This is a genomic window from Marinicauda sp. Alg238-R41 (assembly GCF_947331485.1).
Taxonomy (GTDB): Bacteria; Pseudomonadota; Alphaproteobacteria; order Caulobacterales; family Maricaulaceae; genus Marinicauda; species Marinicauda pacifica.
Window position 1 is genome coordinate 406490 of sequence record NZ_CAMZOJ010000001.1, and the last position, 24356, is coordinate 430845.

A 24356-nucleotide genomic window follows, 5' to 3' on the forward strand; every position below is an offset into this window, starting at 1 on the left:
AGAATGGCCGGCCTGGGACAAAAACTCGAAGTCCGTCAGGGACAGGGTCTGGTCATGACCCCGCAGCTGCAGCAGGCCATCAAGCTGCTGCAGATGAACAATCTGGAACTGAACGAGTTTGTCGAGGCCGAGCTGGAGCGCAATCCGCTGCTCGAACGCGACGAGCGCTCCGAGGCCGGCGGTGAGGAGAACGAGCCCCCCGCCAAGTCGGCCGAATCCAGCGAGGAGCTGAGCTTCGACGGCGCGCAGGCCTCCAAGGCGAGCGAAGCCCTCGATGCCGACAGCGAGACGATGTATTCGGATTCCCGGTCCGACATGGCCGGGTCCGGCAGCGACAGCGCCGCCGGGCCGGTCGACTGGTCGCGCGCGGGCAAGGGCGGTAGCTTTGACGGCGAGGATTACGATCCGGGCGCCAACAGCTCTCGTGCCAAGACCCTGTCCGAGCATCTGCACGACCAGCTTTCCGAACTCGCGCTCAAGCCCGCCGATCGCTTGATGGCGGCCCATCTCATCGATCTGGCCGACGATGACGGCTATATGCGCGCCGACCTTGGCGAAACGGCGCAGCGCCTCGGCGTTACCGTCTGCGAGCTCGAAGCCATCCTCGACAAGCTGCAGACCTTCGAACCGGCCGGCATCATGGCCCGGACGCTGCAGGAATGCCTCGCGCTGCAGCTGCGCGCGGCCAACAGCCTCGACCCCTTCATGGCGGCGCTCATCGATCATCTGCCCTTGCTGGCCAAGCACGATTACGATGGCCTGCAGGCCGCGTGCGGCGTAGACGGCGAGGAACTCGACGAAATGGTGGCCGAGTTGCGCCGCCTCACCCCGAAGCCGGGGCTGGCCTACGGCAGCGAGAGCACGCGGGCGATCCAGGCCGATGTCTTCGTGCGCGAGCGCCCCGACATGGGCTGGTCGATCGAGCTGAATACCGAGACGCTGCCGCGCGTCCTCATCAACAATCACTACGCGGCGGAAATCGCCGGGGCCGCGCGCAAGGATGCCAAGGCCCAGGAATTCATTTCCGAATGCTCGCAGAGCGCCTCCTGGCTGGTCAAAAGCCTGGATCAGCGCGCCCGGACCATCCTGAAGGTGACCTCCGAAATCGTGCGCCAGCAGGATGCCTTCTTCGCCAAGGGCGTGGCCTGGCTGCGCCCGCTGAACCTGAAGACGGTCGCCGACGCGGTCAGCCTGCACGAATCGACCGTCAGCCGCGTCACCTCGAACAAGTATGTCGCGACGCCGCGCGGCCTGTTCGAGCTGAAATACTTCTTCACCTCCTCCATCGCGTCCGCCGACGGGGGAGAGGCCTATTCGGCCGAGGCCGTGCGCTATCGCATCAAGGCCATGATCGACCACGAGACCGCCGACGACGTGATGAGCGATGACAAGATCGTCGACCGGCTGCTGGCCGACGGGATCGAGATCGCGCGCCGCACCGTGGCCAAATACCGCGAGGCGATGAACATCCCCTCATCGGTGCAGCGCAGGCGCATTCTCAAGCGCACGGGCTGACCACATCTCCACTGCCGGACCTACCAACATCGATTGACGCTCACCGCGTTTCGCCGCTACCGTTGACCGGTTCGACAAGGGAGGGGTGGCCGAGCGGATTACTCGCAATCAGGCCCGCCCACATGACATGGGTCGGCCTGTCTGCGGGTCTCGTTTACTGCAGATGGAGGTCCCATGCATATCCAGTTCGTTTCCAAGAATATCGACGTCTCGCCGGCGCTGCGCGAGCGTATCGAGGACCGCGTCATATCCGGTACCGGCAAGTATTTCAGCCGCCCGGGCGAGGCCTTCGTGGTGGCCACCAAGGAAGGCAGCGGCTTCAAGGTCGACTGCTCGCTTCACCTGCCCTCGGGCGCCTTTCTCCAGGCCTCTGGCACGGCCGGGGATGCCTATGCCGCCGCCGAGGCAGCCGTCGAACATCTTGAGAAGCGTCTGCGCCGCTACAAGCGCCGGCTGAAGGACCATCACGCCGACAACAAGACCGCCCTCCCGGCCGAAGAGACCTCCATCGTCGTGCTGCGCGGCGAACGCAAATCGGCTGACAATTACGATGACGTGGCCGAGGACGATGGCGGCGCCGAGGGTGGCGACGAGCCGGTGATCATTGCCGAGGCGCCCGGCGAACTCAGCACGATGTCGGTCAGCAATGCGGTGCTGGAGATGGACGTGATCGACGCGCCCTTCCTGGTTTTCCGCAATGCCGCGAACAAGGGCGTGAACATCGTCTACCGCAGGCCGGACGGAAATGTGGGGTGGATTGATCCGGCTCGAGGGGCTAAAGAGCGCCCCGGCGAAGCGGCGGAGTAGTCCGCCGCAGGCTGAACGAAGGCCGTCCATGACCCTTTCAGACCTGATCCCCTCCGGCGGGGTGGCGGTGGATCTTGCAGCGACCAGCCGCAAGCAGGCGCTTCACGCGCTGAGCGAGCTGGCCCATCGCCGCCTGGATATCCCCGCCCGTCCCCTGCTCGAAGCCGTGATGGAGCGCGAGAAGCTCGGCTCGACCGGGGTCGGCGATGGCGTGGCCATTCCTCATGCCCGTCTGCCCGGCGTCGAGCGCACGTGCGGCCTCTTCGCCCGGCTCAAGCAATCGGTCGATTTCGATGCGGTCGACGGCCACCCGGTCGATCTGGTCTTCATGCTGATCGCGCCCGAGGACAGCGGGGCCGAGCACCTCAAGGCGCTCGCGCGCGTGGCGCGGATGTTCCGGCGCGAGGAAATCCGCCGGGCCCTGCGCGCCGCGCCGGATGCCGACGCGGCCTACGCCATTCTCGACGGCTCTGTGGTCAACGCGGCCTGATACCGGACGTCCGCGCCTAGGTTACGTCCGCGGTGATCTCACCGTCCGGGTGCACGATGGCGTGCTTCATGCCGGGCGAGTTGTAGAGCGCGGCGATCTCTCCGTCCGCGCCGACCGAGATGATGCCGCCATCCCCGCCCAGGCGTTTCACATCGTCCAGCGCGCCCTGGACCGCCGACTTCAGGTCCGCTCCGGCGTAGCGCATGCGCGCGGACACGTCGGCCGCCGCGCAGGCCCGCATGAACATTTCGCCCTGGCCGGTGCAGGACACCGCGACGCGCTCGTCCGCCCAGGTGCCGTGGCCGATGATCGGCGTATCCCCGACCCGGCCCCAGCGCTTGCGCAGCGTGCCCCCGGTCGAGGTGGCCGCCGCCAGGCGCCCCTCGCTGTCGAGCGCCACACATCCCACCGTGCCCGTGGCGATTGCCCGGTCGTCGGCCACGGCTGCCGGCACGTAGTAGCCGACCGGGTCGCGTACCGGCTCCAGCTCCGCCTCGCGGGCGAACTCGGCCGCGCCGCCGCCGGACAGGAGGACGTGCGGCGTGCGTTCCAGCACGGCGCGCGCCACCTGGATCGGCGAGAGAAAACCTTCCAGCGCGCTCACCGCCCCGGCCTCGCGCGTATCGCCCTTCATCACCGCGGCATCGAGCTCGTAGCGCCCGGCCGCGTTGGGCGCCGTGCCCTTGCCGGCGACATAGAAGCCGGAGGCTTCCAGATTGCGCACGATCTCGACCACGACATCCAGCGCGCTCTCTCCATGTTTGAGCCGTTCGCGGCCCTCCTCGGCCAGGCTGCGCATATGGGTGATTTCCTGGGCGTAGGAACGGTCGGCCAGAAGCCCCGCTCCGCCATGCAGAACGAGGGCGGTTTTCGATTTCGCAGCCATGAGGAGCCTCAACAAGAATTGGGTCGGTCGAACCGGCCTCTTACCACCGCGGTCCTTTTCACCCAACCGCGAAGGCGCTATGTCGCTTGCACACGCCGCCGGCAAGGGCGGTCCGGTATGAATCTCAACGGGGAGGCCAGAGCGCCATGGATGTGAAAGATGTTGCAGCGATCGTGACCGGCGGGGCGTCGGGTCTGGGCGAAGGCACGGCACGCCGCCTGGCGGCCGAGGGCGCGAAAGTCGCGCTGTTCGACCTGAACGAGGAGCGCGGCGAAGCGGTCGCCAAGGAACTCGGCGGGATTTTCTGCAAGGTCAACGTGGCCGACGTGGACAGCGTCGAGGCCGGCTTTGCCAAGGCGCGCGAGGCGCACGGCCAGGAACGCGTTCTGGTCAATTGCGCCGGCATCGGCTGGGCGGAGAAGACGGCCCGCCGCTCCTCGTCCGGCGACATCGTGCGCCACCAGCTCGACAAGTTCGCGCTCGTCGTGACCGTGAACCTGATCGGCTCGTTCAACTGCGCGGCCGTGGCTGCCGAAGGCATGCTCAGCCTGGACCCGACGAAGAGCGGGCGCGGCATCATCGTCAACACCGCCTCGGTCGCGGCCCAGGACGGCCAGATCGGCCAGGTCGCCTACGCCGCCTCCAAGGGCGGCATTTACGGCATGACCCTGCCGATGGCGCGCGATCTGGCGCGCGAGGGCATCCGGGTGAACACCATCCTGCCCGGCTTCTTCGAGACCCCGATCTACGAGCAGATGCCGCCGGAGGTGAAGCAGAACCTGGCCAGCCATCTGCAGTTTCCCCAGCGCTTCGGCACGCCGGAAGAATACGCGGACCTCGTCGCCTTCATGGTCGGCAACGACTACATCAACGCCGAATGCGTCCGCCTGGACGCCGGCGCGCGCATGCCCCCGAAATAGCACGGCGCGGACCCGGGCGGCGGCCGCCGTCCGGGTTCCGATCCGGGTCTCGAAAGCTCTTGAAAAGGCGGGGTTCGGTGCTAACGTCGAATTCCGCCGAGGCTGTGCGGGAGCCGGTTGACGGTCTGCCGGGCCGGCGGTGTCAGCGCGGGTGAGCATGACCGAATCCCAGAGCCGGGTTGACCGGACCTATCTTGAAGACATCGATGCCGTGCTCGTCACGATCGAAGGCCGGCGCGAACCCGGCGATATCGATGTCGTCTGGCCGCCCATCATCGAAAAGCTCAAGAAACACGGCACGCATCGCATGATCCTTGATGTGCGATCGGCCCATTACGAGTTCGACCTGACCACGGCGATAGACGTCTTCGTGCGTGTCGCCACCCCGCTGACGGGCCTGGCGCTGGCCATCGTCATCCGCCCGGACCAGCGCGAGGTGGGCATCGTCATGAAGACGGCCACGCGCGCTTTCTGGAACGAGGCCGCGCTGCACACCTCCATCGAGGAAGCGGTGGACTGGCTGGACAGCTGACCCCGGCGAACCTGCGCGTCCGGACCGGTCTCGCGTATGAATTATTACCAAACCCCCGAAATCAATTGACAACTCAAGCCGGAGACAGTGTGCTCCAATACTTCGCCGGAAGCTGAAGGGTGAGAGCGTGCTGGAACCGGGCATCCCTGGAATCGAATATTCCTACGATGAAGAGCTCGACGCGATCGTTGTGCGCACGCACGGCAAGCGCTCGCTGGACATCACGACGGCGGGTTTTGGCGCAATCCTTGAGCTGATGCGCAAGCATGGCACCTCGCGCACGCTTCTCGACGTTCGCGATGCCGAATACGATCTGCCCGAGCAGAGCCGGATCGAGGGCTTTGCCAGCATCGCCCCGAACGCGCAGGGCCTGCAATTTGCTGTCATCGTCACCGAGGCCCAGCGCGAGATGGGCCTGATCCTGGAAACGCTCGGCGCGGTTCGCTGGAACATGGTGCGCCAGTTCACCATCGAAGCCGAAGCGCGCGCCTGGCTGGACGACAGCAATTCCTGAACCTTGCGCGGCGCGTGCGGCGCTGCAACTGCCGATGAAAATCATTCTCACGAAGCTCGACAGGCCGGAACCCGTCCTGTAGATGCGGCCCGACACAGTGCCGACCGCAAGCCCGACAGGGCGATGCGGTCCGCGCGCACGCCAGACCGGGTCCTGCACGATGAAACACCTTCTCCTCGCTTCCGCCGCGGGCATTTTGAGCTATAGCGCCGCCTTCGCCGACAGCGGTGAAGGCGATGCGGCCGGAACCGCCGCCCTGCCTGAAATCGTGACCGTGATCGGCCTCAGCGGAGACGCGGGCGACGTGACCGGCTCCGCGGCCGTGATCTCGCCGGAAGATCTCGATATCCAGGGCTATGGCGACATTACGCGCATCCTGCGTCAGGTGCCGGGAATCTACCTCCAGGAAGAGGACGGGTTCGGGCTACGCCCCAATATTGGGCTGCGCGGCACCGGGCTGGACCGTTCGGCCAAGATCACGCTGATGGAAGACGGCGTGCTCATCGCGCCGGCCCCCTATGCCTCCCCGGCGGCCTACTACTTCCCGCATGCCGCCCGTATGGCCGGCGTCGAAATCATCAAGGGCGCGGCCGGTGTCCGCTACGGTCCGCAAACCCAGGGCGGTTCGATCAACCTGCTTTCCACGCCGGTGCCGGACGATCTGTCCGGCGCGCTCGACCTGCGCATCGGCGAGGAGAACAGCGCCAGCGTCCATGGCTGGTTCGGCGGCATGGGCGATATCGGCGACACCAGCCGTCTTGGCGGCCTGTTCGAGGTCCTGTCCTCGCATTCGGACGGCTTCAAGACGATCGACAATGCCGCCGGGACCGGGACCGGCTTCGACATCCGCGATTTTGTCGGCAAGCTGCGGTTCGAAACCCGCGCCGCGGGCGCCGACCACCTCTTCGAACTGAAAGGTCAGGTGTCCAGCGAGCTGTCGAACGAAACCTATCTCGGCCTGACCGACGCCGATTTCGCGGCCTCGCCCTATCGGCGCTATGCGGCCTCGCAGTTTGACGAGATGGACGCAGATCACAGCGAGATATCTCTCCGCCACCAGGCCCTCTTCGGCAACGGGCTGGAATGGTCCAGCGTGATCTACCGCACCGATTTCGAACGCGACTGGTTCAAGACCGACCGCGTCGATTTCGATGGCAGCGGCCCGGGCGGGGCAGTCGGTATCAGCGCCATTCTGGCCGATCCGGTCCGCTACTCGGACGAGTTTGCCGTTCTGCGCGCGCCGGCCGGCTTCGTCTCCGCCGACGATGCCCTCCTGCTCAAGCACAATAACCGCGCCTACTTCGCGCAAGGCATTCAGAGCGAGCTGGCCGGAGACCTTGCCATTCCCGGCGGGCAGGCGAGCTGGCGCGTGGGCGCGCGCCTGCACGAGGACGAAATGGACCGCTTCCAGTGGTATGAGCGCTTCGCCGCGGACGATGGCGACATCGTCCTGACGGGGCGCGACGTGCCGGGCACCGAGTCCAACCGCATCGAGTCGGCCGAGGCCGCCGCCGTCTTCGCGCAGGCAGAGATGAGCTGGGGGGCGCTGACGCTCGTGCCGGGGCTGCGCTACGAGAGCGTGGAGCTGACGCGCCGCGACTATGGCAAGGCCGACCCGCAGCGCACCGGAGCGAATCTAGCCGTGCGGGAGAATTCCGTCGACTGGGTCGCCCCGGGCCTGGGCGCGCGCTACGAGATCGGGCCCCGGTTGTCGCTGTTCGGCGGCATCCATCGCGGTTACGCGCCGCCGGCGCCCGGTTCGACCACGGCTGAACCTGAAGACGGCACGAATTACGAAGCCGGCCTGCGCTATGCCGGTGAAATCGGCATGTTCGAGCTGGTCGGCTTCTTCAATGACTATGACAACATTCTGGGAAGCTGCACCCTGTCCACCGGTGGCAGCTGCACGGTCGGCGACCAGTTCGACGGCGGCGAAGCCGAGGTCCGCGGGGTCGAAATCGTGGCCGAAACCGATCTCGGGGCGCCGTTCGATACCGGTTTCACACTCCCGATACGCGCCGCCTACACCTATACCGACGCCGAGTTCTCCACCGGCTTCAACTCCGACTTCGAGCCCTGGGGCGTCGTCGAGCCCGGCGATGCGCTGCCCTACATCCCCGAGCATCAGCTCTACCTGTCCGCGGGCCTCGTCCTCGACCGGGCCGGCGCGCAGATCGCCGCCAATTGGGTCGATGACGTGCGCAGCGTCGCCGGACAGGGCGAAATCCCCGGCAACGCGCTCATCGAGAGCCGCTGGGTCGCCGATCTGGCTCTGTGGTACACGCTCACCGAGCGCGTCGAACTGCGCGGTGAAGTGCGCAATCTCTTCGACGAGACCTACGCGGTGGCCCGCCGCCCTGCAGGCCTGCGCCCGGGTGCTCCGCGTGCGGTGACGGTCGGGGTCAATTTCGACTTCTAGCGCGGCCCGCACACGCCGGCACTCCGGCACGCGCCATAAAAAGGGGCCCCCGCACGGGAGCCCCTTTTGCATGCGTGTTGACGGCAACTAAGCCGGATCAGCCTTCCGGCATGCGCACGGCATCGCCCAGATTGGCCACGACTTCGCTGGCATCGAACGCGTCCGGGTCTGCCGGCGCCGGGCCACGTCCCATCACGATCTCGCCGATCGCTTCGTAGCGATTGACCTCGCGCATGGTGGCGTCGTTCCAGAACGGGTCCCGCCAGCCATACCAGCCATAGGCCGGGTGGTAATAGCGGTAGCGCACGTGGAAGGCGTCATAGCCGCCCGAGCCCACGAGCCGCGTGTCTTCTTCGGTATCGCGGCGCACCACGGTGAAATGATCGTATCCGCGTTCCAGCGTCAGCTCGGCGGCGCGGTAGAGCAGGAAGGTCTCCACCGTGCGCCGGTCGGTCAGTGAATTGCCGGTGAAGGTGACGAGAAAGCGATCGGACTCGATCTGCTGCTCGTCATAGCCATACCGGCTGCCGTCAGCGGCCTGATAGGGCGTGGACTGGGCGCAGGCGCCCAGCAACAGCGCGGCGCCCGTCATCGCGATAGCCAGTCGTTTCATCATCGCGAAACTCCTTGTTTGTGTGCCCTCGCGCACGCGGTGAGACTAGCACGCGGTTCGCGCAAAGGGCAGTGTCTTCAGACTCCTGCGAACGGGCCTCCGGTTCGAAGGGTTCCACATCGCGGCCCCGGCCGGGCCCCGGCCGGGCCTCGAGCCAGCGCTCTAGCCTTCGCTGCGCCGGGCCTCGTTGATGTCGCCGCGCAGGAGCAGGACCTCGATATTGTCGGGATCGAGATCGCGAGCCATTTCCATGTCGTCTTCGGCTGCGCCGACCTGGCCTTGTTCGAGCCGGGCGCGCCCGCGCAGGCGATAGCCCTCGGCCGCGTCCGGATCGAGCCGGACGGCCTCCTGCGCGGCGGTCTCGGCGACCTCCCACAAGCCCGCGTCGATGGCCGCTTCGGCCCGGCCCAGCGCCAGACCCGGATCGCGGGGCAGGAATTCCTGGCCGCGCGTGAAGGCGCGCAGCGCGTCGTGCGGTTCGCCGGCGGCAAGCCAGGCATCGCCGGCCTGTCCGAACATGACCGCGCGCGCATAGTCGCCGGCGGCCACCGCGCCCTCGGCATTGATTTCAAGACGCCGGGCGCCTTCGGCAAAATCTCCCGTCGCCACAATGGCCAGCCCGATGCAGTGATTGGCCGGCCAGCCGCCCGACTGGGCCTGCCACGCCAGCCCGGTCTCGAAGGCGGACAGCGCATTCTCGTCAATCTCGGCGATGCAGGCTTCGTAGCGGTCCTGGTCGACCGCCCGGATCGACTGCCCGAAGGCCGGCGCGGCCAGAGCGGACAGGCCAAGCGCGAGCATCACTGGACGCACGAAATGGGTCATGAAACTGTCCCTCCCTCAGACCGCCCCTCAGACCGCAGGGTCTTGCGGTAGCGATCTTAGGCCATGCCGGACGAAGGGGTCCATGAAAGAAACTGTGACACTGCTTCTCATCGGTTATGGCTATGTCGCGCGGGCCACAGCGCGCGCGGCATCCGGCCACGGCGCGCGGGTGATCGCGACCACGCGCAGTCATGACACCGCACGGGAAATCGACGCGGCCGGCTTCACCCCCGCCGTCTGCGATCCGGCGACGGCGCAGGGCGCCGAGACCCTTCGCAGTCTGGCGCGCGAGGCGACCCACATCGTCTCCTCGGTCCCGCCGGGGCGCGGCGGCGATCCGGTGCTGGCCGCGTTGAGCGACGCGCCGCCGGACCATGCCTGGATCGGCTATCTGTCCACGACCGGCGTCTATGGCGACCGGCAGGGCGGCTGGGCGTTCGAATGGGAGACGCCCACGCCGGGCCAGGACCGCTCGGTCCGGCGGGCCGAGGCCGAACGGGGCTGGACGGGCCTGGGCGCCCGCCTGTTCCGGCTCTCCGGCATATACGGTCCGGGCCGGTCGGCCTTCGACCGGCTGCGCGAAGGCCGGGCAAGGCGCATCGACAGCCCCGGACAGGTCTTTTCGCGCATCCATGTCGATGACATCGCGGCGTGCCTGTGCCTGGCGATGGAGCGGCCGGAACGCACCGGCGCCTTCAATCTGTGCGATGACTGGCCCTCGCCCCAGAGCGAGGTCGTCGAGGGGGCGGCGCGCCTGCTCGGCCTCGATCCGCCGCCCTGCGAAACGCTGGAGGAGGCGGAGATGAGCGAGATGGCCCGCAGCTTCTACGAAGAGGTCCGCCGGGTTTCGAACGCCCGCGCCAAGGCCGCCTTCGGCTGGCGCCTCGAATATCCCAGCTGGCACGAAGGCCTGCCCGCCGTGCTGGAAGCGGGTGGCTAGCTCACATCCTCGATAAGCGAGAAGAGCCGCTCCAGGTCGCCGGCCTGTGTCAGGCGGTGATCGCCCGATTTCAGTAACTCCAGCCGCACATCGGACGCGTTGAGCGACTCCATCAGGCGCACGGCGTGCGACCACGGCACGTCCCGGTCCTGCCAGCCCTGCAGGATACGCACGGGGCAGTCGATCGCGATGGGCTCGTCGAGCAGCAGCCAGTTGCGCCCCTCCTCGATCATCGTGCGGGTAATCTCCGTCTTTTCCCCGCCACTGCCCGGCAGTGTCCAGCGCCCGTCCAGCATCAGCGCCTCGCGCGCATGCTGGGGCAGCGCGTCCCAGATCAGCGTCTCGGTCAGGTCGGCGGCCGGGGCCACCAGGACCAGCGCCTTGACCCGGCCCGGGCGCGCCAGTGCCGCGAGCAGGGCGATCCAGCCGCCGAGCGAGGACCCGACAAGGATTTGCGGGCCGGCCGTGATCTCGTCGAGCACGTCCAGCGCGTCGGTACGCCATTGCCCGATCGTGGCCCGGTCCCAGCTCCCGCCCGACTGGCCGGTGCCCGAATAGTCGAACCGGGTCAGTGGCCTTCCCTTGGCCTGCGCCCATTCATCCAGCGCGCGCGCCTTGTTGCCGTCCATCGTCGCGCCGAACCCGCTGAACCACACCAGGCCCGGACCGGCGCCGGGGCCGTCGCCTGGGCCGGCACCCGCGCGCTGCCTGACGGCAAGCCGCGTCTCCGGGTCGCGCTGAAGAAACTCGACATCCTGGCTCATGATCGTCCTCTGGCTGCGGGCGGTTGCTGTGATTGCGGGTGGAAGACGCGGCGGGTATGAGACGGGGGCGAGACGGCGCGCGGCATTTTTACACGAACCCCGTCAGGGACCCCTCTTGGTGAACATCCTTCAGGTCATACCCGAACTCGATGCCGGCGGCGCGGAGCGCACGACGATCGAGATCGCCGAGGCTGTCACGGCAGCAGGCGGTCGCGCCCTCGTCGCCAGCCAGGGCGGCCGGCTGGAGCGCGAACTGTCTGCCGCGGGCGGAGAGTTGGTTCATCTGCCGGTGAAGTCAAAAAATCCGTGGACCATCTGGAGGAATGCCGCCCGCCTGGCGCGCCTCATCCGCGAACACAAGATCGACCTCATCCATGCCCGCTCGCGCGCGCCTGCCTGGAGCGCCCTCTGGGCCGCGAAGCGCACCGGCGCCGCCTTCGTGACGACCTATCACGGCACCTATAATGCCCGGTCGGGGCTGAAGCGCTGGTACAACTCGATCATGGCCCGCGGCGACCGGGTGATCGCCAATTCACACTTCATCGGCGAGCATGTCGCGCGCGAACATGGCGTACCGGCTGACCGGCTCGCCGTCATCCCCAGGGGCGTCGATCTCGCCCGCTTCGACCCGGCCCGCATCAATCAGAGGGCGGTCCAGACGCTGCGCGCGAAATGGCGCGTCGAGCCGGAGCAGATCCTGATCCTGCTGCCCGCGCGCCTGACGCGCTGGAAGGGCCAGGAGCATGCCATCGCCGCGCTGACCCTGATTGCCGACCAGACCTCGAACGCGGTCCTCGTCTGCGCCGGCGATGCGCAGGGGCGCAGCGACTACGCCGAGACCCTGCGCACGAAAGCCGAAGCGGCCGGCATCGCACTGCGCCTGCCCGGCCATGTCGAGGATATGGCGACCGCCTACGCGGCGGCCGATCTGGTGCTCAACCCCTCCATCGAGCCGGAAGCCTTCGGGCGCAGCGCCGCCGAGGCGCAGGCGCTCGGGCGTCCGGTGATCGTCGCCGATCATGGCGGGGCGCGCGAAGTGGTCGAGCACGCCGTCACCGGCTGGCGCGCGCCGCCTGGCGACGATCAGGTGCTCGCCGACACGATCGCCACGGCGCTCGGCCAGACGCCGGGAGCGCGCGACACCATGGCCCGCGCCGCGCGCGAGCGCGTCATCGACATGTTTTCCAAACGCGCGCTGCAAGAGAAGACCTTGCGGGTCTATCGCGAGCTTCTAGACTGCCGGTCATGACAACAGACGACATGCCCTCCAAGGAGCAGGTCCTGATCCTGCATGATGGCGACCTGACGCAGACCGTGCGCATGCTCGCCGCGGCCCGGCGCATTCGCGCCTATCATCCCAAGGCCCGCGTCACCCTGCTTTGCGGCCCCGATTTCGAGGGGCTTTTAAAGCATTGCGTCTATTTCAACGCGGTCGAGCCGACCCTGCCCGATCTGGCCCAGAAGGGCTTTTTCGAGCGGCGCAAACTGGCCAGGGCGAGCCAGTTCGATGTTGTCTACGATCTTGATGGCGGCGATGCGGCCCAGAAGGTGCGGCGCGCGCTGAGCTTTTCCTCCACGCGCTGGATCCGGGCCCTGCCCGAGCCGGCGGGCCGCGGTCATCCGCTCGATCTCGTCGCGGCACGCCTGGGCGAGGCGGGGCTCGGACAGACGCACTACGCGCTCGGCGAGGCGCCCGGCCCGGAAGTGGACTGGATCGATTTCGTCGCCAAGCGCTCGCGTACTCTGGAGCCGGCCTATTTCGGTCTTCAGGGGCCCTATGCCCTGTTCACCCCGGCCGGGGACGACGTGAAGCCGGCCCTGCGCTGGCCGAAGGAGCGCTGGGCCTCGCTGGCCCACCAGATTCTCGAAGCGGGCATCGAGCCGACCATTATCGGCGGACCCAATGCACGCGAGGTGGGGCGCTATATCGCCCATGTGGCGCCCGGCGCCCGCGACCTGACCGGGCGCGCCAACCTGGTCCAGCTCGCCGGGCTCGGACGCAAGGCCAATTTCGCATTCGGCGAGGATGTCGGCCTGCTCCACCTGATCGTCGCGACCGGGGCTCCGGCCGTGATGTTCTCGCCCGGCGAGGACGCCCCCCATTTCGACGCGCCGCGCGGACGCCATCCCACCTTGCTCATGCACGCGCCGACCCTGGCGCAGATCTCGGTGGCCGAGGCCGTCCAGGCAATGCGTTTCGCGGGCGGATTTGCCAACGCGCCCGAAGCGGCGTGAGCGCGCGGGCCTGCGCTGCGCACCCCTCGCCCGGTATCGGCGCTTGATTTATGGCCCGCGCCTACGATATTGGCGTGCCTGATCTGCTTGAAAGTCGCAGCCGCGCTCGAACCACATTGAAATCGGCGCGTTCTTTTGAGAAGCCAGACGTGCGATATTATCGTATCGTGTCACCATCCAAGGCAGTTACCAGGGAGAATACGCATAGCACGACGTCCGCATGCCGCGCCGCCGCCCAAAAAAGAGGGCCCGCGCGTAAACCGAGAGATCCGCGTGCCGCGGGTCCTGCTCATCGACGCTGAAGGGGAGAAGCAGGGCGAGGTTCCGATCGAATCCGCGCTCGAAGCCGCCCAGGAAGCCGGTCTCGACCTCGTTGAGGTCGCGCCAGGCGCGAACCCGCCTGTCTGCAAGATCATCGACTACGGCAAGCTCAAATACCAGGAGCAGAAGCGAAAGACCGAGGCGAAGAAGAAGCAGAAGACCCAGGACGTCAAAGAGATCAAGATGCGTCCGAACATCGATCAGCACGACTACGAGGTCAAAACCAAGGCCATGCACCGCTTCTTCGAGGACGGTGACAAGGTCAAGGTGACGCTGCGCTTCCGAGGCCGCGAAATGGCCCACCAGGATCGCGGCATGGACGTCATGAACCGCGTCAAGGCGGACTTCGCCAGCGTCGCCAAGGTCGAGTTCGAGCCCAAGCTGGAAAACCGGCAGATGACGATGGTGATGGCGCCGCGCTAGTCCTCGCGGGCCTTTGTTATATTCGTGAACGCGCGGGCCGGAAGGCCCGCGCGTTTTATTTCATACCTGTCGTGAAATTCATTGAGCGGTCATCTTCGCTGATCTAGCTTTCCCGCGCTGAAACATTCTAGGGGACGCTCAATCATGACACGCATCATCCAATCTGCCCTTGCCGCCGGGACTGTGGCCCTGGCCCTGTCCGGCACCGCCTCGGCCCAGAACTGGCAGGCCAGCCCGAGCTACGGGGAGACTTATCTTTCCTCCGGCTTCACGCCCGACCCGCATTCGGTCCGCCTCAGCGCCGGCGGCTCGATCCGCGCCCAGGACCGCTTTTCCGACTGCCGCGGCTATATCGCCGATGCCCCCGATTACCGGCTCCAGTACAGCGCCGGCAGCCTGCCGCTCTATCTCAACGTGGATTCCGATACCGACACCACGCTCGTGGTCAACGGCCCGGACGGGCGCTGGTATTGCGATGACGATGGCGCGGACGAAGCGCTGAACCCGCTGCTCTACTGGAGCAATCCGCCGTCCGGCCAGTACGACATCTGGGTCGGCACCTATTCCTCGGGACGCTCCGCCCCGGCCACGCTCTTCATCTCCGAACTCGGCGAACAGACCGAGCAAGGCAGCTATAATGGCGGCTACAACAATGGCGGCGGATACAATGGCGGCGGGTATGGCGTGGACATCTCGGCCCCGGCCGAGTTCGGCAATGTCACGCTCAACGGCGGCTACCTGCCCGACCCGTGGACGCGCAACGTCACCGCCGGCGGCAATCTGCGCGCCGATGACGCCGTCAATTCCAGCTGCCGCGGCTACATCTCGTCCAATCCGAGCGTCGAGCTGAACTATAACGGCAGCGGCAGCCTCTACATCTACACGACTGGCGATGCGGATACCGTGCTGGCCATCAACCGCCCCGACGGCAGCTGGGTCTGCAATGACGACGGCGCCAGCGGCGTGAATGCCGGCCTCGAGTTCAACGGCAATTCCGGCGGCGTGTACGACATCTATGTCGGCACCTATGGCAGCGACCGGCGCAATGTCACGCTGAACGTCTCCGAAATCGAGATGGGCTACTAGGTCTCGCGCGATAATTTCGAGAGCCTGCAAGGATGCACGCGGACCGGCCGGTCCGCGTGCATTTGCGTTTCAGGCCCTGTCCCGGTCTCGCTGAGCGCAGATATTTTCGCGCCCGGGCCGATGCCCCATTTCCGCCCGGACAACACCGCTGTAATAATGGCCCGAAGCGTCGCCTGAAGCTGGCCGCGCTGCACGGGTCTGAAATTTCAGAGCCCATATAGTCCAGACTTATTTCAGGAGGCCGATATGGTCCGCAATTGTCTTGGTACGCTCGCCGCCGGAACGGCACTGTCTCTGGTTTTCGCGGCTGCGGCCGGCGCCCAGTCTGCCGATCTGCCGCCGGCGCAGGGGTCGGCCGAGCTTCGCGCCGGTTTCGCCGACGATCCCCATTCCATCGGTGTACGCGCAGGCGGCCCGTTCGACGCCCAGGCGCTCGCCGGCAGCTGCTACGGCTATATCAACGAAGCGCCCAACGCGGTTCTTCAATACCAGGCCGGCGATTATGACCTCTTACTGTCCGCGGCCTCCGACGAGGACACCATGCTGGCGGTCTCGGCGCCGGACGGCAGCGTGATCTGCGACGACGATGGCGCGGGCGAAGGCTTCAATCCCGGCATCCATATCGAAGACCCGCAGAGCGGGCGCTATGCGATCTGGGTCGGCACTTACGGGGCCGGCGTCGGCCTCCCGCCGGCCATGCTGCACATCTCCGAGACCGGCTTTCATAGCAGCAACCCCTACTCGCGCACGATCGAGCCAGACATGGCTCCGGCCGAACGCGACCGGCTGCGCGCCGGCTTCCGCAACGATCCGCGCCGCTATGAGGTGAGCGCAGGCGGCAATCAGTCGCTCGCCTCCGGCGGAACCGGCTGTTACGGCCAGGACACCCAGGCGCCCGATGTGTGGATCGACTATTCGGCCGGCGACCTGCCGCTCTTCATCACCGGGGAGGGCGATTTCGACGGCGTGCTCGCCGTTCACACCCCGTCCGGCGGCTATCTGTGCGACGACGACAGCGCGGGCGATCTCAATCCCGGCATCGCGATCGGCGAGCCGGAGAGCGGGCGCTATGCGATCTGGTACGGCACGCTCGGCCAGGGTCCGGCCCAGCCAGGCACCGTGCTGGTCTCCGAGATCGGTTTTTCGGGCGTCGACAGCTCGCTCGATCTGTCCCTGCCCGCGCGCCACGGCGATGTGGCGCTGACCGGCGGCTTCCCCGAGGATCCTCACACGGTCGCCATTCAGGCGGGCGGGGCGAGCGCGGCGAATCTGGCAACCGCCGGCCAGCTCGTCGCGGGCGGCTACTGCACCGGCTATGTGACCCGCGAACCCGCGGTCGAACTCGATTTTACCTCCGGCGACCTGCCGCTCTACATCTCCGCGGCCGGCGAGCAGGACCTGACCTTGATGGTCAACACGCCCGACGGCGCCTGGTTCTGCGACGACGACGGCAGCGAGGGCGTCAATCCTGGCCTTGTCTTCGAAAACGCCCGCCCGGGCATCTACGACATCTATGTCGGGACGTATTCTCAGGCCGACACGCTGGTGCCCGCCGAACTGTTCATCTCCGAACTCGGCTTCGGCGCAACCGGCGACTACACCCCGGAAACCCACGACACCTATGACGAATTCGACTGGCAGGAGGAAGAAGGCGAGCCGCTCGACATCTCGCTCGACGCGGTGTTCGCCACGATCGAGCTGGCGGAGGGCTTTACGCCGTCGCCTTACGTGATCGACCTCCAGGCGGGCGGGGAAGAACCGGTCTCCAGCGGAATCGAAACCGATCAATATTGTGCCGGCTACGCGACGCAGGCGCCCAGCGTCGAGCTTGCCTATTCCGGCTCCGGACCGCTGGCCATCTATACCGAAGGCGATGGCGATACCACGCTGGCCGTCAACCTGCCGGACGGCAGCTGGGCCTGCGACGACGATGGCGGGCGCTCGCTGAACGCCGGGCTCAGTATTCCCGGCGATGCGCAGGGCACGTACGACATCTATGTCGGCAGTTTTGGCGGGGACACGGTGCCGACGTCCCTGGTCATTTCCGAGGGCGGTCTCCCGGCCGGCGCTTACTAGACCCCTCACACGCCGCACGACAGGAACGCCCCGGCTCCGGCCGGGGCGTTTTTTGTCGGGCTCTCGCTCCCGACACCTGCCGTAGCGGGCTTGCATTGCTGGCGAGGACGCGTATAACCGCGCGTCTTGAATTGAGCGGGCCTACCCGGCCCACGACATGCCGGGCGGCCTTTGAAGCCTCGTCCTTCGTTTCGGCGCGGGACTGCAAAATGGAGAGCAAAATGTCGAAACTGAAGACCAAGAGCGGCGCCAAGAAGCGCTTCAAGGTCACCGCCACGGGCAAGGTCCTGGCGGCCCAATCCGGCAAACGTCACGGCATGATCAAGCGGACGCCCAAGCAGATCCGCCAGAAGCGCGGCACCGACACGCTGTCGGCCCCCGACGCCAAGATCGTGAAGCAGCATTACCTGCCGTACAGCCGCTAAGGCTGACGCGTAGCGTTTAAAGGAGACCTATCATGGCTCGAGTTTCTACCGGCCCTGCAAGCCACGCCCGTCACCGCAAGGTCATCAAGGCCGCCAAAGGCTATTACGGCCGCCGCAAGAACACCTTCCGCATCGCCAATCAGGCGGTGGAGAAGGCCGGCCAGTACGCCTATCGCGACCGCCGCGCGAAGAAGCGCACCTTCCGTTCGCTCTGGATCCAGCGCATCAACGCGGCCGCGCGCCTGAACGACCTGACCTACGCCACCTTCATGAACGGCCTGAACAAGGCCGGCATCGAGCTGGACCGCAAAGTCCTGTCCGACATCGCGATCCGCGAGCCGGAAGCCTTTGCCGCCCTGGCCACCCAGGCGAAAGACGCGCTGAAATAAGCGACGCGTTTCACGGCTTTTAAAAAACGCCCGTCTGCCCCGCGCAGACGGGCGTTTTTGCTTTTAGGGCCTCTGCCGATCCAGCCGAACCCACTGAAACCCCGGACGGCCGCGGGCGATCCCGGCCCTCGGGGCGGACAGAGCTGCCTCTCTTTCCTGACGAAAGTCAGGACCCAGGAGAGGACGGGGCGGCAGCATCGGATGACAGCGCTCCACGCTCTCGGGATCCCGGATCAAGTCCGGGATGACGAAGCTTGTAAGGGTTTGAAATCTCTCGGACCGTCGTCATTCCGGGCGAGCGTAGCGAGACCCGGAACCCAGGGAGGACAGCTGGCAAGAGAAAAGGCCGTCATCCGGGTCGTCACGCACGCTCGCCGCCTACTCTTCCGTGTCTTCGGCCAGCGCGGCAGAGAGGCGCGAGAGGCCGGCCGAGACACCGCATTCACGGTGATAGTCCGAGATCCGGGCCGCGGTCGTGGGGAGGTCGATGTCGGACTCCTCGAGCTCGGCGGTGATATCCGCGCGGATCTCGTTGCGGGCGGTCGAGACCGCCTGGAGGATGATCGGCATCGATTGCTCGGACAGCAGATCGCGGCGCAGGGCATCGCGGGTGCCGCCGAAAATCGTCGAGACGCCGGACCAGGCGTTCGCATTCGCCTCGGCAAACGACCCCACGCCACTGGCAACCACCTGTCCCGTCGACAGGCTGCCGGTCAGGACTGTGTCGGTCAGCGTCAGATTGGCGAAATAGGCGTCACAATGCTCGTCGGCGGCGAGCAGCATGGCCGTGGCGAGCGCACGCGCACTCGCCTCGGACGCACCTTCGGTCATGAGCAACGCAACCAGCGTATTCGCCCGCACCGGGCGGCGGCTGTCATAGCGCTGACCGCTCAGAACCGCGGCGGTTTCGCCGTCGATGACAAGCTCGTATCGCCCGATCTTCGCGCCCGCGGCGTCCCGGCTGAGGCAGCCTGTCACCAGAAGTCCACCGGCGATGAGGTATGCAACTGTTCTGATCATGGCACCCACCCTGGACTTGACCATATACCCCTGGTTGTTGCCCGGGCAAGCGAAACTGCAAACACAGGCAAGGGCAGGGGAAACGGCTGGCGGCCTCTGCCGGTAACCCGCCTCAGGAGGCCAGGAAGCCCTCCGCCCGGACGAGATCGCTCAGCCAGTCCATGAAGACCGTCAGGCGCGGCGAGGCGGTCCGGCGGCGCGGATAGACGAAGGACAGGGGCAGATCAGGTGGAGGAAAGTCCGCCAGGACCTCGACCAGCGCCTGACCCGCCTCGGCCCGGTCCGCCAGATGATAGCGCGGGATCTGGACGATGCCGCGGCCATGGCGGGCGGCCGTCCAGTAGGCTTCGGTATTGTCGACGGTGACACGGCTCTTCAGCGTGCGCCGGATCAGCCCCTCCGGCCCCAGACCTTCCCAGACATGGGTATCGGGTGCGCCCCACGGCCCGTACCCCACAATGAAATGACGCGAGAGGTCGTCCGGGTTTTCCGGGACGCCATGGGTATCGAGATAGCTGCGGGACGCGCAGCTGGCCATCGCGATGGCGCCGATCTTCCGGCAGATCAGTTCAGAATCGGCCAGTTCCGCGGCCCGCACGACCAGGTCCACCCCATCCTGGACCGGATCGATCAGCCGGTCGCTCGCGCCCAGTTCGAGTTCCAGGTCCGGGTGCCGGGCCTGAAACGACGCCAGGTTTGGCAGCACGATCCGGGTGGCGAGCTGGCTCGTCATGTTGACCCGCAACCGGCCGCTGACCGGCCCGCTCCGGCTGTCGAACAGGGATTCGGCACTCCGCATCGAGTCTGCAAGCTCGCGCGCAACCTCGAGAAACTGCTCGCCTTGCGGGGTGGGACGAACCTGGCGCGTCGTACGATGGAGCAGTTGCTCGCCAAGCCGGTCCTCCAGCGCGCGCAGGACCGTCGACACCGTGGAGCGCGGCAGGCCGAGCGCTTCGGCGGCGCGCGTGAAATTCCCGCTCTCCACGATCTGGATGAAAATCTCGTACTGCCGGATCCGGTCCATAGATTGTTCGCCCTTTTCGACAAGTCTTGGCAAATCTGCGTGACTGTTTCGTAAAAGTCGAACGCATTAGGTGTCCATCCGTCAGCTTTTGAAAGGAGCCAACAGATGGGCATCGTACTTGTGACAGGCGCAAGCCGGGGATTGGGACGCGACATGGCGCTGAAACTCGCCCAGTCCGGCCATGACGTGATCGTCACCTATCGCAGCCAGGCCGGCGAGGCCGAAGCGGTCGTTCAGGCGATCCGGGGGCGGGGCCGCAAGGCGGCGGCGCTCGCGCTGGACGTCGCCGACAGCGCCGCCTTTCCCGATTTCTTCGAGCAGCTCCGGACCGTACTGGCCTCGCAGTTCGGGACCCAGTCCATCGACTATCTCGTCAACAATGCCGGGTCCGGCCTTCACGCGCCGTTCGCCGAAACCACACCGGAGCAATTCGACTCGATGATGAATATTCATCTCAAGTCGGCCTTCTTCCTCACCCAGGGCGCGCTCGGCCTGCTCAACGATGGCGGCGGCGTGGTCAATATTTCCAGCGGACTGACCCGGTTCAGCTATCCGGGATATGACGCCTACGCCACGATGAAGGGCGGGGTGGAGACATTGACCAAGTACATGGCCAGATCGCTCGGCGAACGCGGCATCCGGGTCAACGTGCTCGCCCCCGGCGCCATCGAGACCGACTTCAATGGCGGCGCCGTGCGCGACATGCCGGAGCTGAACGAGGCCTTGGCCCAGCAGACCGCGCTCGGCCGTGTCGGCGTGCCGCAGGACATTGGCGGCGTCGTCGCCTTCCTGTGCTCGCCGGACTCGCGCTGGATCACCGGCACGCGCATCGAAGCCTCCGGCGGCATGTTCCTCTAGGCACGCCTGGCCAAGATAAAACCGAGACCTGAAACCCCGGCCGGCCAAAGGCCGAGCCGGGGCCTCGGGAGAACACAACTGCCTCTCTTTCCTGACGAAAGTCAGGAAAGAGGGGTCTGGTTATCGGAAAGGCACGCGGCACCCTACACCAGCCCTTGGGCGACCAGCGCATCGGCCACGTGGCGGAAACCGGCAATATTCGCGCCGGCCGAGTAGTCGATCTTCCCGGCAGAGGTCTTGCGCTCGCTGCAGATCTTGGCGTGGATGCTCGTCATGATCTCGCGCAGCGAGGTGTCCAGCGTGTCGCGTTCGCGCGACTGGCGCTGGGTGTTCTGCTGTAGCTCCAGGCCGGATACGGCCACGCCGCCGGCATTGGCGGCCTTGCCCGGCCCGAACAGGATGCCAGCCTCCTCAAAGCGCTCCACCGCCTCCGGCGTGCAGGGCATGTTCGCGCCCTCGGCCACGACCGTCACGCCATTATCGATCAGCGAGCCGGCAGCGTCCGCGCCAAGTTCGTTCTGCGTGGCGCATGGCAGCGCGACATCGCAGGCGAGCCCCCAGGGCTGCTCGCCGGCGCGCCAGTCGCCGCGTCCGCAGTCCTGCGCATAGTCGGCCAGGCGCTTGCCGTCATCGAGCGTGTGCGTCTTGAGCCAGGCCAGATCCTCGCGCGTATAGCCGTCCTCCATCACCAGCGTCCCGTCGGAATTGGACAGGGAGATGACCTGCGCTCCGGCCTCGATGGCCTTCTCGGCAGCATGGATCGCCACATTGCCGGCGCCGGAGATCGCGGCGCGCTGCCCATCCAGCGCCCGTCCCTCGGCCTCCAGCATCGCCTTGAGAAAATAGACCAGGCCATACCCGGTCGCTTCGGTGCGAAGCCGGCTGCCGCCATAGGACAGGCCCTTGCCGGTCATCGAGCCCTCGAACTCGTTGCGCAAATTCTTGTAGGCGCCGAACAGATAGCCGATCTCGCGCTCGCCGACATTGATGTCGCCGGCCGGGATATCGGTGCGCGGGCCGGTGAAATGCCAGAGCTGGCCCATGAAGGCCTGGCAGAACCGCATGATCTCGCTGTCGGAGCGGCCCTTGGGATCGAAATCCGATCCGCCCTTGCCGCCGCCGAGCGACAATCCGGTCAGCGCATTCTTCAGCGTCTGGTCGAAGGCAAGAAATTTCAGGTCCGACAGGGTGACCTCGGGGTGGAAGCGCAGCCCGCCCTTGTAGGGACCGACCGCGTTGCACGCCTGGACGCGCCAGCCGCGATGGACTTCTGTCCCGCCCTCGTCATTCTGCCAGACCACACGGAAGGCGATCACCCGGTCGGGGATGGCCAGGCGCTCCAGCACGCGGTCCCTGCCATAGGCCTCGTTCGCCTCGACCAGGGGCAGGACATCGCGGACCACGTCGCGCACCGCCTGATGGTAGGTGTCTTCGCCCGGCGAGCGTGCGCTCACCCAGTCCATGAACATGTCCAGATCGCACGGCGTGCCGGTCATCGCCACTCTCTCCCTCCGGTCGCTGATTGGCTAAGGGGCGAGTTAGGCCGAACGGGTCACTTGGGCGAGCCGTTCCTGAAATCGGGCAGGCGGGCGTCTTCAGCCCTGTTCTTCGGGCAGGCGGACCACCAGCCCGTCCAGCGCGTCGGAAATCTTGATCTGGCAGGACAGGCGCGAATTGTCCTGAACGTCGGTCGCGAAATCGAGCATGGAGTCTTCCATCGAGGCGCGCTCGCCGGTCTTCTCCGTCCAGGCTTCGTCGACATAGACGTGACAGGTCGCGCACGCGCACGCGCCGCCGCAATCGGCGTCGATGCCGGGGACCATGTTGCGGATCGCCGCTTCCATCACGGTCAGGCCGGTCTCGGCCTCGACCACATGCTCGGTCCCGTCATGCTCGATATAGGTGATTTTCGCCATGGGCTCTGGAATGTCCTGTCGCAGAAGGTGCGCGCAGCGCGCGGCAAGAAGAATGGGTGCTGGCGCCTATTTAGGACAGGAAGTCGCGCATCGCCACACTCAGGTCGCGCAGACGTTCAGGATCGGGCGTCGCGCCCGCCGCGATCATGCGCTGGGCGGCCATGTATTCGGGTCCGCAATTGACCGCCTCGCACGCCACCAGACGCCCCTCGCGCAGGTGGAACAGGGAAAAACAGCCCTCTTCGGGATCGCCGCGGCGTATCATGGTGTCGGCGCCCTCGATCAGGCCGGCGATCTGCAGTTTGAGTTCGTACTGGTCCGACCAGAACCAGGGCACCGGATCGTACTCGGCCTCGATGCCGAGGATGGACTGGGCCGCGGCCTTGCCCTGCTCGATCGCGTTCTGGACCGATTCCAGACGCAGATGCCGGTCATAGCGTTTCGAGTAGAAGCGCGCGGCGTCTCCGGCCGCATAGATGTTCGGGTCGCCGGTGCGCGCCTGACCGTCGACGCAGATGCCGTCATCGACCGTCAATCCGGCCGCCTCCGCCAAGCTCGTTTCCAGCTCCAGACCGGCCGCGATCAGCACCGCGTCGGCGTCGATCGTCTTGCCGTCCGTCAGGCGGACACCTGTAGCGAAATCACCGCCGGTAATGGAATCCACGCATGAGGATACTCTCACATCCACGCCATAACCGCGGTGGATTGCACCGAACCAGCCCCCGAGTAATGGGCTGGCCGTGCGCGCCATCGGACGCTCGGCAGCCTCGATGACGGTGACATCTATCCCCCGCTTTCGCGCCGAGGCCGCGACCTCCAGCCCGATATAGCCCGCGCCCACGATGACAAGGTGTTTGAGCCGGCTCATATGCTCGGAGAGCTGGTCGGCCTCGGCCAGGTTGCGCAGCACATAGACGCCGGGAAGGTCCGCGCCCGGCAAGGGAAGCCGGCGCGCCTGTCCCCCGGTCGCCAGAATCAGATGATCGTAGGCAATCCGGCTTCCATCGTCGGTCAGCACGGCGCTCGCGCTGCGGTCGATGGCCTTGATTCGTGTGTTTTTACGAAGACTTACATCGGCTTTGGCGAACCAGGCTTCCGGCTTCAGCCACAGCCGCTCCAGCGCCATTTCGCCTGACAGATAGGCCTTTGACAAAGGCGGGCGCTGGTAGGGTAGGGCCGGTTCGTCCCCGATCAGCGTGACCGGACCCTCATACTTGCGCTTGCGCAATTCTGCAGCGGCCGACAGGCCGGCCTGTCCGGCCCCGACAATGACAACCCCTGCCTGATCGCCCATGCGCCTGTGATCTCCCGGTTTTCTGGTGCCGCTTCACGTCCGCGCCATGCCAGCGCCCGGCCGG

Annotated in this window: 25 protein-coding genes; 16 read left to right on the forward strand and 9 right to left on the reverse strand. The window is 66.5% G+C overall.

What is annotated here, in order from left to right; all coding sequences use genetic code 11:
• Positions 1 to 3 precede the first annotated feature (3 nt).
• From rpoN to ptsN, 3 genes are all read left to right on the forward strand, one after another.
• Entirely contained in the window at positions 4 to 1515 is a 1512-nt protein-coding gene (gene rpoN, locus PGP17_RS01825) for an RNA polymerase factor sigma-54 (protein ID WP_270373986.1), read from the forward strand.
• A 174-nt stretch (positions 1516 to 1689) separates the two neighbouring features.
• The gene (gene hpf, locus PGP17_RS01830; RefSeq protein ID WP_270373987.1) at positions 1690 to 2322 is read left to right on the forward strand and encodes a ribosome hibernation-promoting factor, HPF/YfiA family; all 633 of its coding nucleotides are present in this window, start codon (positions 1690 to 1692) and stop codon (positions 2320 to 2322) included.
• Positions 2323 to 2350: 28 nt separating this feature from the next.
• A complete protein-coding gene (gene ptsN, locus PGP17_RS01835; protein ID WP_135945021.1) occupies positions 2351 to 2812 on the forward strand; it encodes a PTS IIA-like nitrogen regulatory protein PtsN in 462 nt (153 codons plus the stop codon).
• A 16-nt stretch (positions 2813 to 2828) separates the two neighbouring features.
• Here the strand turns inward: ptsN and PGP17_RS01840 are convergent, their stop codons facing one another.
• Positions 2829 to 3698: an isoaspartyl peptidase/L-asparaginase family protein gene (locus PGP17_RS01840; protein ID WP_270373989.1), complete on the reverse strand. Its 870-nt coding sequence runs from the start codon at positions 3696 to 3698 to the stop codon at positions 2829 to 2831.
• A gap of 146 nt (positions 3699 to 3844) precedes the next feature.
• On the opposite strand from PGP17_RS01840, the gene PGP17_RS01845 reads away from it, so the two are divergent.
• The 4 genes from PGP17_RS01845 to PGP17_RS01860 all read left to right on the forward strand — a co-directional run bounded on the left by PGP17_RS01845 (position 3845) and on the right by PGP17_RS01860 (position 8083).
• Positions 3845 to 4618 (forward strand): SDR family NAD(P)-dependent oxidoreductase, encoded by a 774-nt coding sequence (locus tag PGP17_RS01845; RefSeq protein ID WP_135945023.1) that lies wholly within the window; start codon positions 3845 to 3847, stop codon positions 4616 to 4618.
• A gap of 157 nt (positions 4619 to 4775) precedes the next feature.
• The gene (locus PGP17_RS01850; RefSeq protein ID WP_270373990.1) at positions 4776 to 5150 is read left to right on the forward strand and encodes a hypothetical protein; all 375 of its coding nucleotides are present in this window, start codon (positions 4776 to 4778) and stop codon (positions 5148 to 5150) included.
• Positions 5151 to 5277: 127 nt separating this feature from the next.
• Entirely contained in the window at positions 5278 to 5664 is a 387-nt protein-coding gene (locus tag PGP17_RS01855; protein WP_270373991.1) for a hypothetical protein, read from the forward strand.
• Between the two features lie 160 nt (positions 5665 to 5824).
• Positions 5825 to 8083, forward strand: a complete 2259-nt coding sequence (locus PGP17_RS01860; RefSeq protein WP_270373993.1) for a TonB-dependent receptor family protein — start codon at positions 5825 to 5827, stop codon at positions 8081 to 8083.
• Positions 8084 to 8180: 97 nt separating this feature from the next.
• Here PGP17_RS01860 and PGP17_RS01865 read toward each other — a convergent pair whose 3' ends face one another.
• Positions 8181 to 8699 (reverse strand): CC0125/CC1285 family lipoprotein, encoded by a 519-nt coding sequence (locus PGP17_RS01865; RefSeq protein ID WP_233342084.1) that lies wholly within the window; start codon positions 8697 to 8699, stop codon positions 8181 to 8183.
• Between the two features lie 159 nt (positions 8700 to 8858).
• Positions 8859 to 9521: a tetratricopeptide repeat protein gene (locus tag PGP17_RS01870; protein ID WP_270373995.1), complete on the reverse strand. Its 663-nt coding sequence runs from the start codon at positions 9519 to 9521 to the stop codon at positions 8859 to 8861.
• Positions 9522 to 9603: 82 nt separating this feature from the next.
• Between PGP17_RS01870 and PGP17_RS01875 the strand changes: the two genes are divergently transcribed.
• Positions 9604 to 10461 (forward strand): SDR family oxidoreductase, encoded by an 858-nt coding sequence (locus tag PGP17_RS01875; RefSeq protein ID WP_270374007.1) that lies wholly within the window; start codon positions 9604 to 9606, stop codon positions 10459 to 10461.
• On the opposite strand, the gene PGP17_RS01880 is transcribed toward PGP17_RS01875, so the two are convergent.
• A complete protein-coding gene (locus PGP17_RS01880; RefSeq protein WP_270374008.1) occupies positions 10458 to 11225 on the reverse strand; it encodes an alpha/beta hydrolase in 768 nt (255 codons plus the stop codon). The two genes, PGP17_RS01875 and PGP17_RS01880, sit on opposite strands and share 4 nt — an antisense overlap.
• 118 nt (positions 11226 to 11343) lie before the next feature.
• On the opposite strand from PGP17_RS01880, the gene PGP17_RS01885 reads away from it, so the two are divergent.
• From PGP17_RS01885 to rplT, 7 genes are all read left to right on the forward strand, one after another.
• Positions 11344 to 12474 carry a glycosyltransferase family 4 protein gene (locus tag PGP17_RS01885; protein ID WP_270374009.1) on the forward strand — a complete coding sequence of 377 codons (1131 nt, stop codon included), beginning with the start codon at positions 11344 to 11346 and terminating at the stop codon, positions 12472 to 12474.
• Complete coding sequence (locus PGP17_RS01890) at positions 12471 to 13460, forward strand: glycosyltransferase family 9 protein (protein WP_135945031.1); 990 nt, start codon at positions 12471 to 12473, stop codon at positions 13458 to 13460. Before PGP17_RS01885 ends, PGP17_RS01890 begins: the two co-directional genes overlap by 4 nt.
• Positions 13461 to 13664: 204 nt before the next feature.
• Complete coding sequence (infC, locus tag PGP17_RS01895; RefSeq protein ID WP_270375001.1) at positions 13665 to 14204, forward strand: translation initiation factor IF-3; 540 nt, start codon at positions 13665 to 13667, stop codon at positions 14202 to 14204.
• Positions 14205 to 14348: 144 nt separating this feature from the next.
• The gene (locus tag PGP17_RS01900) at positions 14349 to 15290 is read left to right on the forward strand and encodes a hypothetical protein (protein WP_270374012.1); all 942 of its coding nucleotides are present in this window, start codon (positions 14349 to 14351) and stop codon (positions 15288 to 15290) included.
• A 246-nt stretch (positions 15291 to 15536) separates the two neighbouring features.
• The gene (locus tag PGP17_RS01905) at positions 15537 to 17366 is read left to right on the forward strand and encodes a hypothetical protein (protein ID WP_270374014.1); all 1830 of its coding nucleotides are present in this window, start codon (positions 15537 to 15539) and stop codon (positions 17364 to 17366) included.
• Between the two features lie 221 nt (positions 17367 to 17587).
• Positions 17588 to 17791: a 50S ribosomal protein L35 gene (gene rpmI / locus PGP17_RS01910; RefSeq protein WP_135945033.1), complete on the forward strand. Its 204-nt coding sequence runs from the start codon at positions 17588 to 17590 to the stop codon at positions 17789 to 17791.
• A gap of 32 nt (positions 17792 to 17823) precedes the next feature.
• Positions 17824 to 18180: a 50S ribosomal protein L20 gene (gene rplT / locus PGP17_RS01915; protein ID WP_135945034.1), complete on the forward strand. Its 357-nt coding sequence runs from the start codon at positions 17824 to 17826 to the stop codon at positions 18178 to 18180.
• A 378-nt stretch (positions 18181 to 18558) separates the two neighbouring features.
• On the opposite strand, the gene PGP17_RS01920 is transcribed toward rplT, so the two are convergent.
• The gene (locus tag PGP17_RS01920; protein WP_270374016.1) at positions 18559 to 19200 is read right to left on the reverse strand and encodes a hypothetical protein; all 642 of its coding nucleotides are present in this window, start codon (positions 19198 to 19200) and stop codon (positions 18559 to 18561) included.
• Positions 19201 to 19312: 112 nt separating this feature from the next.
• Positions 19313 to 20224 carry a LysR family transcriptional regulator gene (locus tag PGP17_RS01925; protein WP_270374018.1) on the reverse strand — a complete coding sequence of 304 codons (912 nt, stop codon included), beginning with the start codon at positions 20222 to 20224 and terminating at the stop codon, positions 19313 to 19315.
• A gap of 105 nt (positions 20225 to 20329) precedes the next feature.
• On the opposite strand from PGP17_RS01925, the gene PGP17_RS01930 reads away from it, so the two are divergent.
• Complete coding sequence (locus tag PGP17_RS01930) at positions 20330 to 21082, forward strand: SDR family NAD(P)-dependent oxidoreductase (RefSeq protein WP_270374019.1); 753 nt, start codon at positions 20330 to 20332, stop codon at positions 21080 to 21082.
• A gap of 143 nt (positions 21083 to 21225) precedes the next feature.
• On the opposite strand, the gene gdhA is transcribed toward PGP17_RS01930, so the two are convergent.
• The 3 genes from gdhA to PGP17_RS01945 form a co-directional block, all read right to left on the reverse strand.
• A complete protein-coding gene (gene gdhA, locus PGP17_RS01935; RefSeq protein ID WP_270374020.1) occupies positions 21226 to 22578 on the reverse strand; it encodes an NADP-specific glutamate dehydrogenase in 1353 nt (450 codons plus the stop codon).
• Positions 22579 to 22677: 99 nt separating this feature from the next.
• Positions 22678 to 22998, reverse strand: a complete 321-nt coding sequence (locus PGP17_RS01940) for a 2Fe-2S iron-sulfur cluster-binding protein (RefSeq protein ID WP_270374022.1) — start codon at positions 22996 to 22998, stop codon at positions 22678 to 22680.
• Positions 22999 to 23068: 70 nt separating this feature from the next.
• Complete coding sequence (locus tag PGP17_RS01945; protein ID WP_270374023.1) at positions 23069 to 24292, reverse strand: NAD(P)/FAD-dependent oxidoreductase; 1224 nt, start codon at positions 24290 to 24292, stop codon at positions 23069 to 23071.
• Positions 24293 to 24356 lie beyond the last annotated feature (64 nt).

What these genes read in the sequence shown, in the direction of transcription:
- rpoN (WP_270373986.1), top strand. Translation starts at nt 4, where the DNA reads ATGGCCGGCCTGGGACAAAAACTCGAAGTCCGTCAGGGACAGGGTCTG.
- hpf (WP_270373987.1), top strand. Translation starts at nt 1,690, where the DNA reads ATGCATATCCAGTTCGTTTCCAAGAATATCGACGTCTCGCCGGCGCTG.
- ptsN (WP_135945021.1), top strand. Translation starts at nt 2,351, where the DNA reads ATGACCCTTTCAGACCTGATCCCCTCCGGCGGGGTGGCGGTGGATCTT.
- PGP17_RS01840 (WP_270373989.1), bottom strand. Translation starts at nt 3,698, where the DNA reads ATGGCTGCGAAATCGAAAACCGCCCTCGTTCTGCATGGCGGAGCGGGG.
- PGP17_RS01845 (WP_135945023.1), top strand. Translation starts at nt 3,845, where the DNA reads ATGGATGTGAAAGATGTTGCAGCGATCGTGACCGGCGGGGCGTCGGGT.
- PGP17_RS01850 (WP_270373990.1), top strand. Translation starts at nt 4,776, where the DNA reads ATGACCGAATCCCAGAGCCGGGTTGACCGGACCTATCTTGAAGACATC.
- PGP17_RS01860 (WP_270373993.1), top strand. Translation starts at nt 5,825, where the DNA reads ATGAAACACCTTCTCCTCGCTTCCGCCGCGGGCATTTTGAGCTATAGC.
- PGP17_RS01865 (WP_233342084.1), bottom strand. Translation starts at nt 8,699, where the DNA reads ATGATGAAACGACTGGCTATCGCGATGACGGGCGCCGCGCTGTTGCTG.
- PGP17_RS01870 (WP_270373995.1), bottom strand. Translation starts at nt 9,521, where the DNA reads ATGACCCATTTCGTGCGTCCAGTGATGCTCGCGCTTGGCCTGTCCGCT.
- PGP17_RS01875 (WP_270374007.1), top strand. Translation starts at nt 9,604, where the DNA reads ATGAAAGAAACTGTGACACTGCTTCTCATCGGTTATGGCTATGTCGCG.
- PGP17_RS01880 (WP_270374008.1), bottom strand. Translation starts at nt 11,225, where the DNA reads ATGAGCCAGGATGTCGAGTTTCTTCAGCGCGACCCGGAGACGCGGCTT.
- PGP17_RS01890 (WP_135945031.1), top strand. Translation starts at nt 12,471, where the DNA reads ATGACAACAGACGACATGCCCTCCAAGGAGCAGGTCCTGATCCTGCAT.
- PGP17_RS01900 (WP_270374012.1), top strand. Translation starts at nt 14,349, where the DNA reads ATGACACGCATCATCCAATCTGCCCTTGCCGCCGGGACTGTGGCCCTG.
- PGP17_RS01905 (WP_270374014.1), top strand. Translation starts at nt 15,537, where the DNA reads ATGGTCCGCAATTGTCTTGGTACGCTCGCCGCCGGAACGGCACTGTCT.
- rpmI (WP_135945033.1), top strand. Translation starts at nt 17,588, where the DNA reads ATGTCGAAACTGAAGACCAAGAGCGGCGCCAAGAAGCGCTTCAAGGTC.
- rplT (WP_135945034.1), top strand. Translation starts at nt 17,824, where the DNA reads ATGGCTCGAGTTTCTACCGGCCCTGCAAGCCACGCCCGTCACCGCAAG.
- PGP17_RS01920 (WP_270374016.1), bottom strand. Translation starts at nt 19,200, where the DNA reads ATGATCAGAACAGTTGCATACCTCATCGCCGGTGGACTTCTGGTGACA.
- PGP17_RS01925 (WP_270374018.1), bottom strand. Translation starts at nt 20,224, where the DNA reads ATGGACCGGATCCGGCAGTACGAGATTTTCATCCAGATCGTGGAGAGC.
- PGP17_RS01930 (WP_270374019.1), top strand. Translation starts at nt 20,330, where the DNA reads ATGGGCATCGTACTTGTGACAGGCGCAAGCCGGGGATTGGGACGCGAC.
- gdhA (WP_270374020.1), bottom strand. Translation starts at nt 22,578, where the DNA reads ATGACCGGCACGCCGTGCGATCTGGACATGTTCATGGACTGGGTGAGC.
- PGP17_RS01940 (WP_270374022.1), bottom strand. Translation starts at nt 22,998, where the DNA reads ATGGCGAAAATCACCTATATCGAGCATGACGGGACCGAGCATGTGGTC.
- PGP17_RS01945 (WP_270374023.1), bottom strand. Translation starts at nt 24,292, where the DNA reads ATGGGCGATCAGGCAGGGGTTGTCATTGTCGGGGCCGGACAGGCCGGC.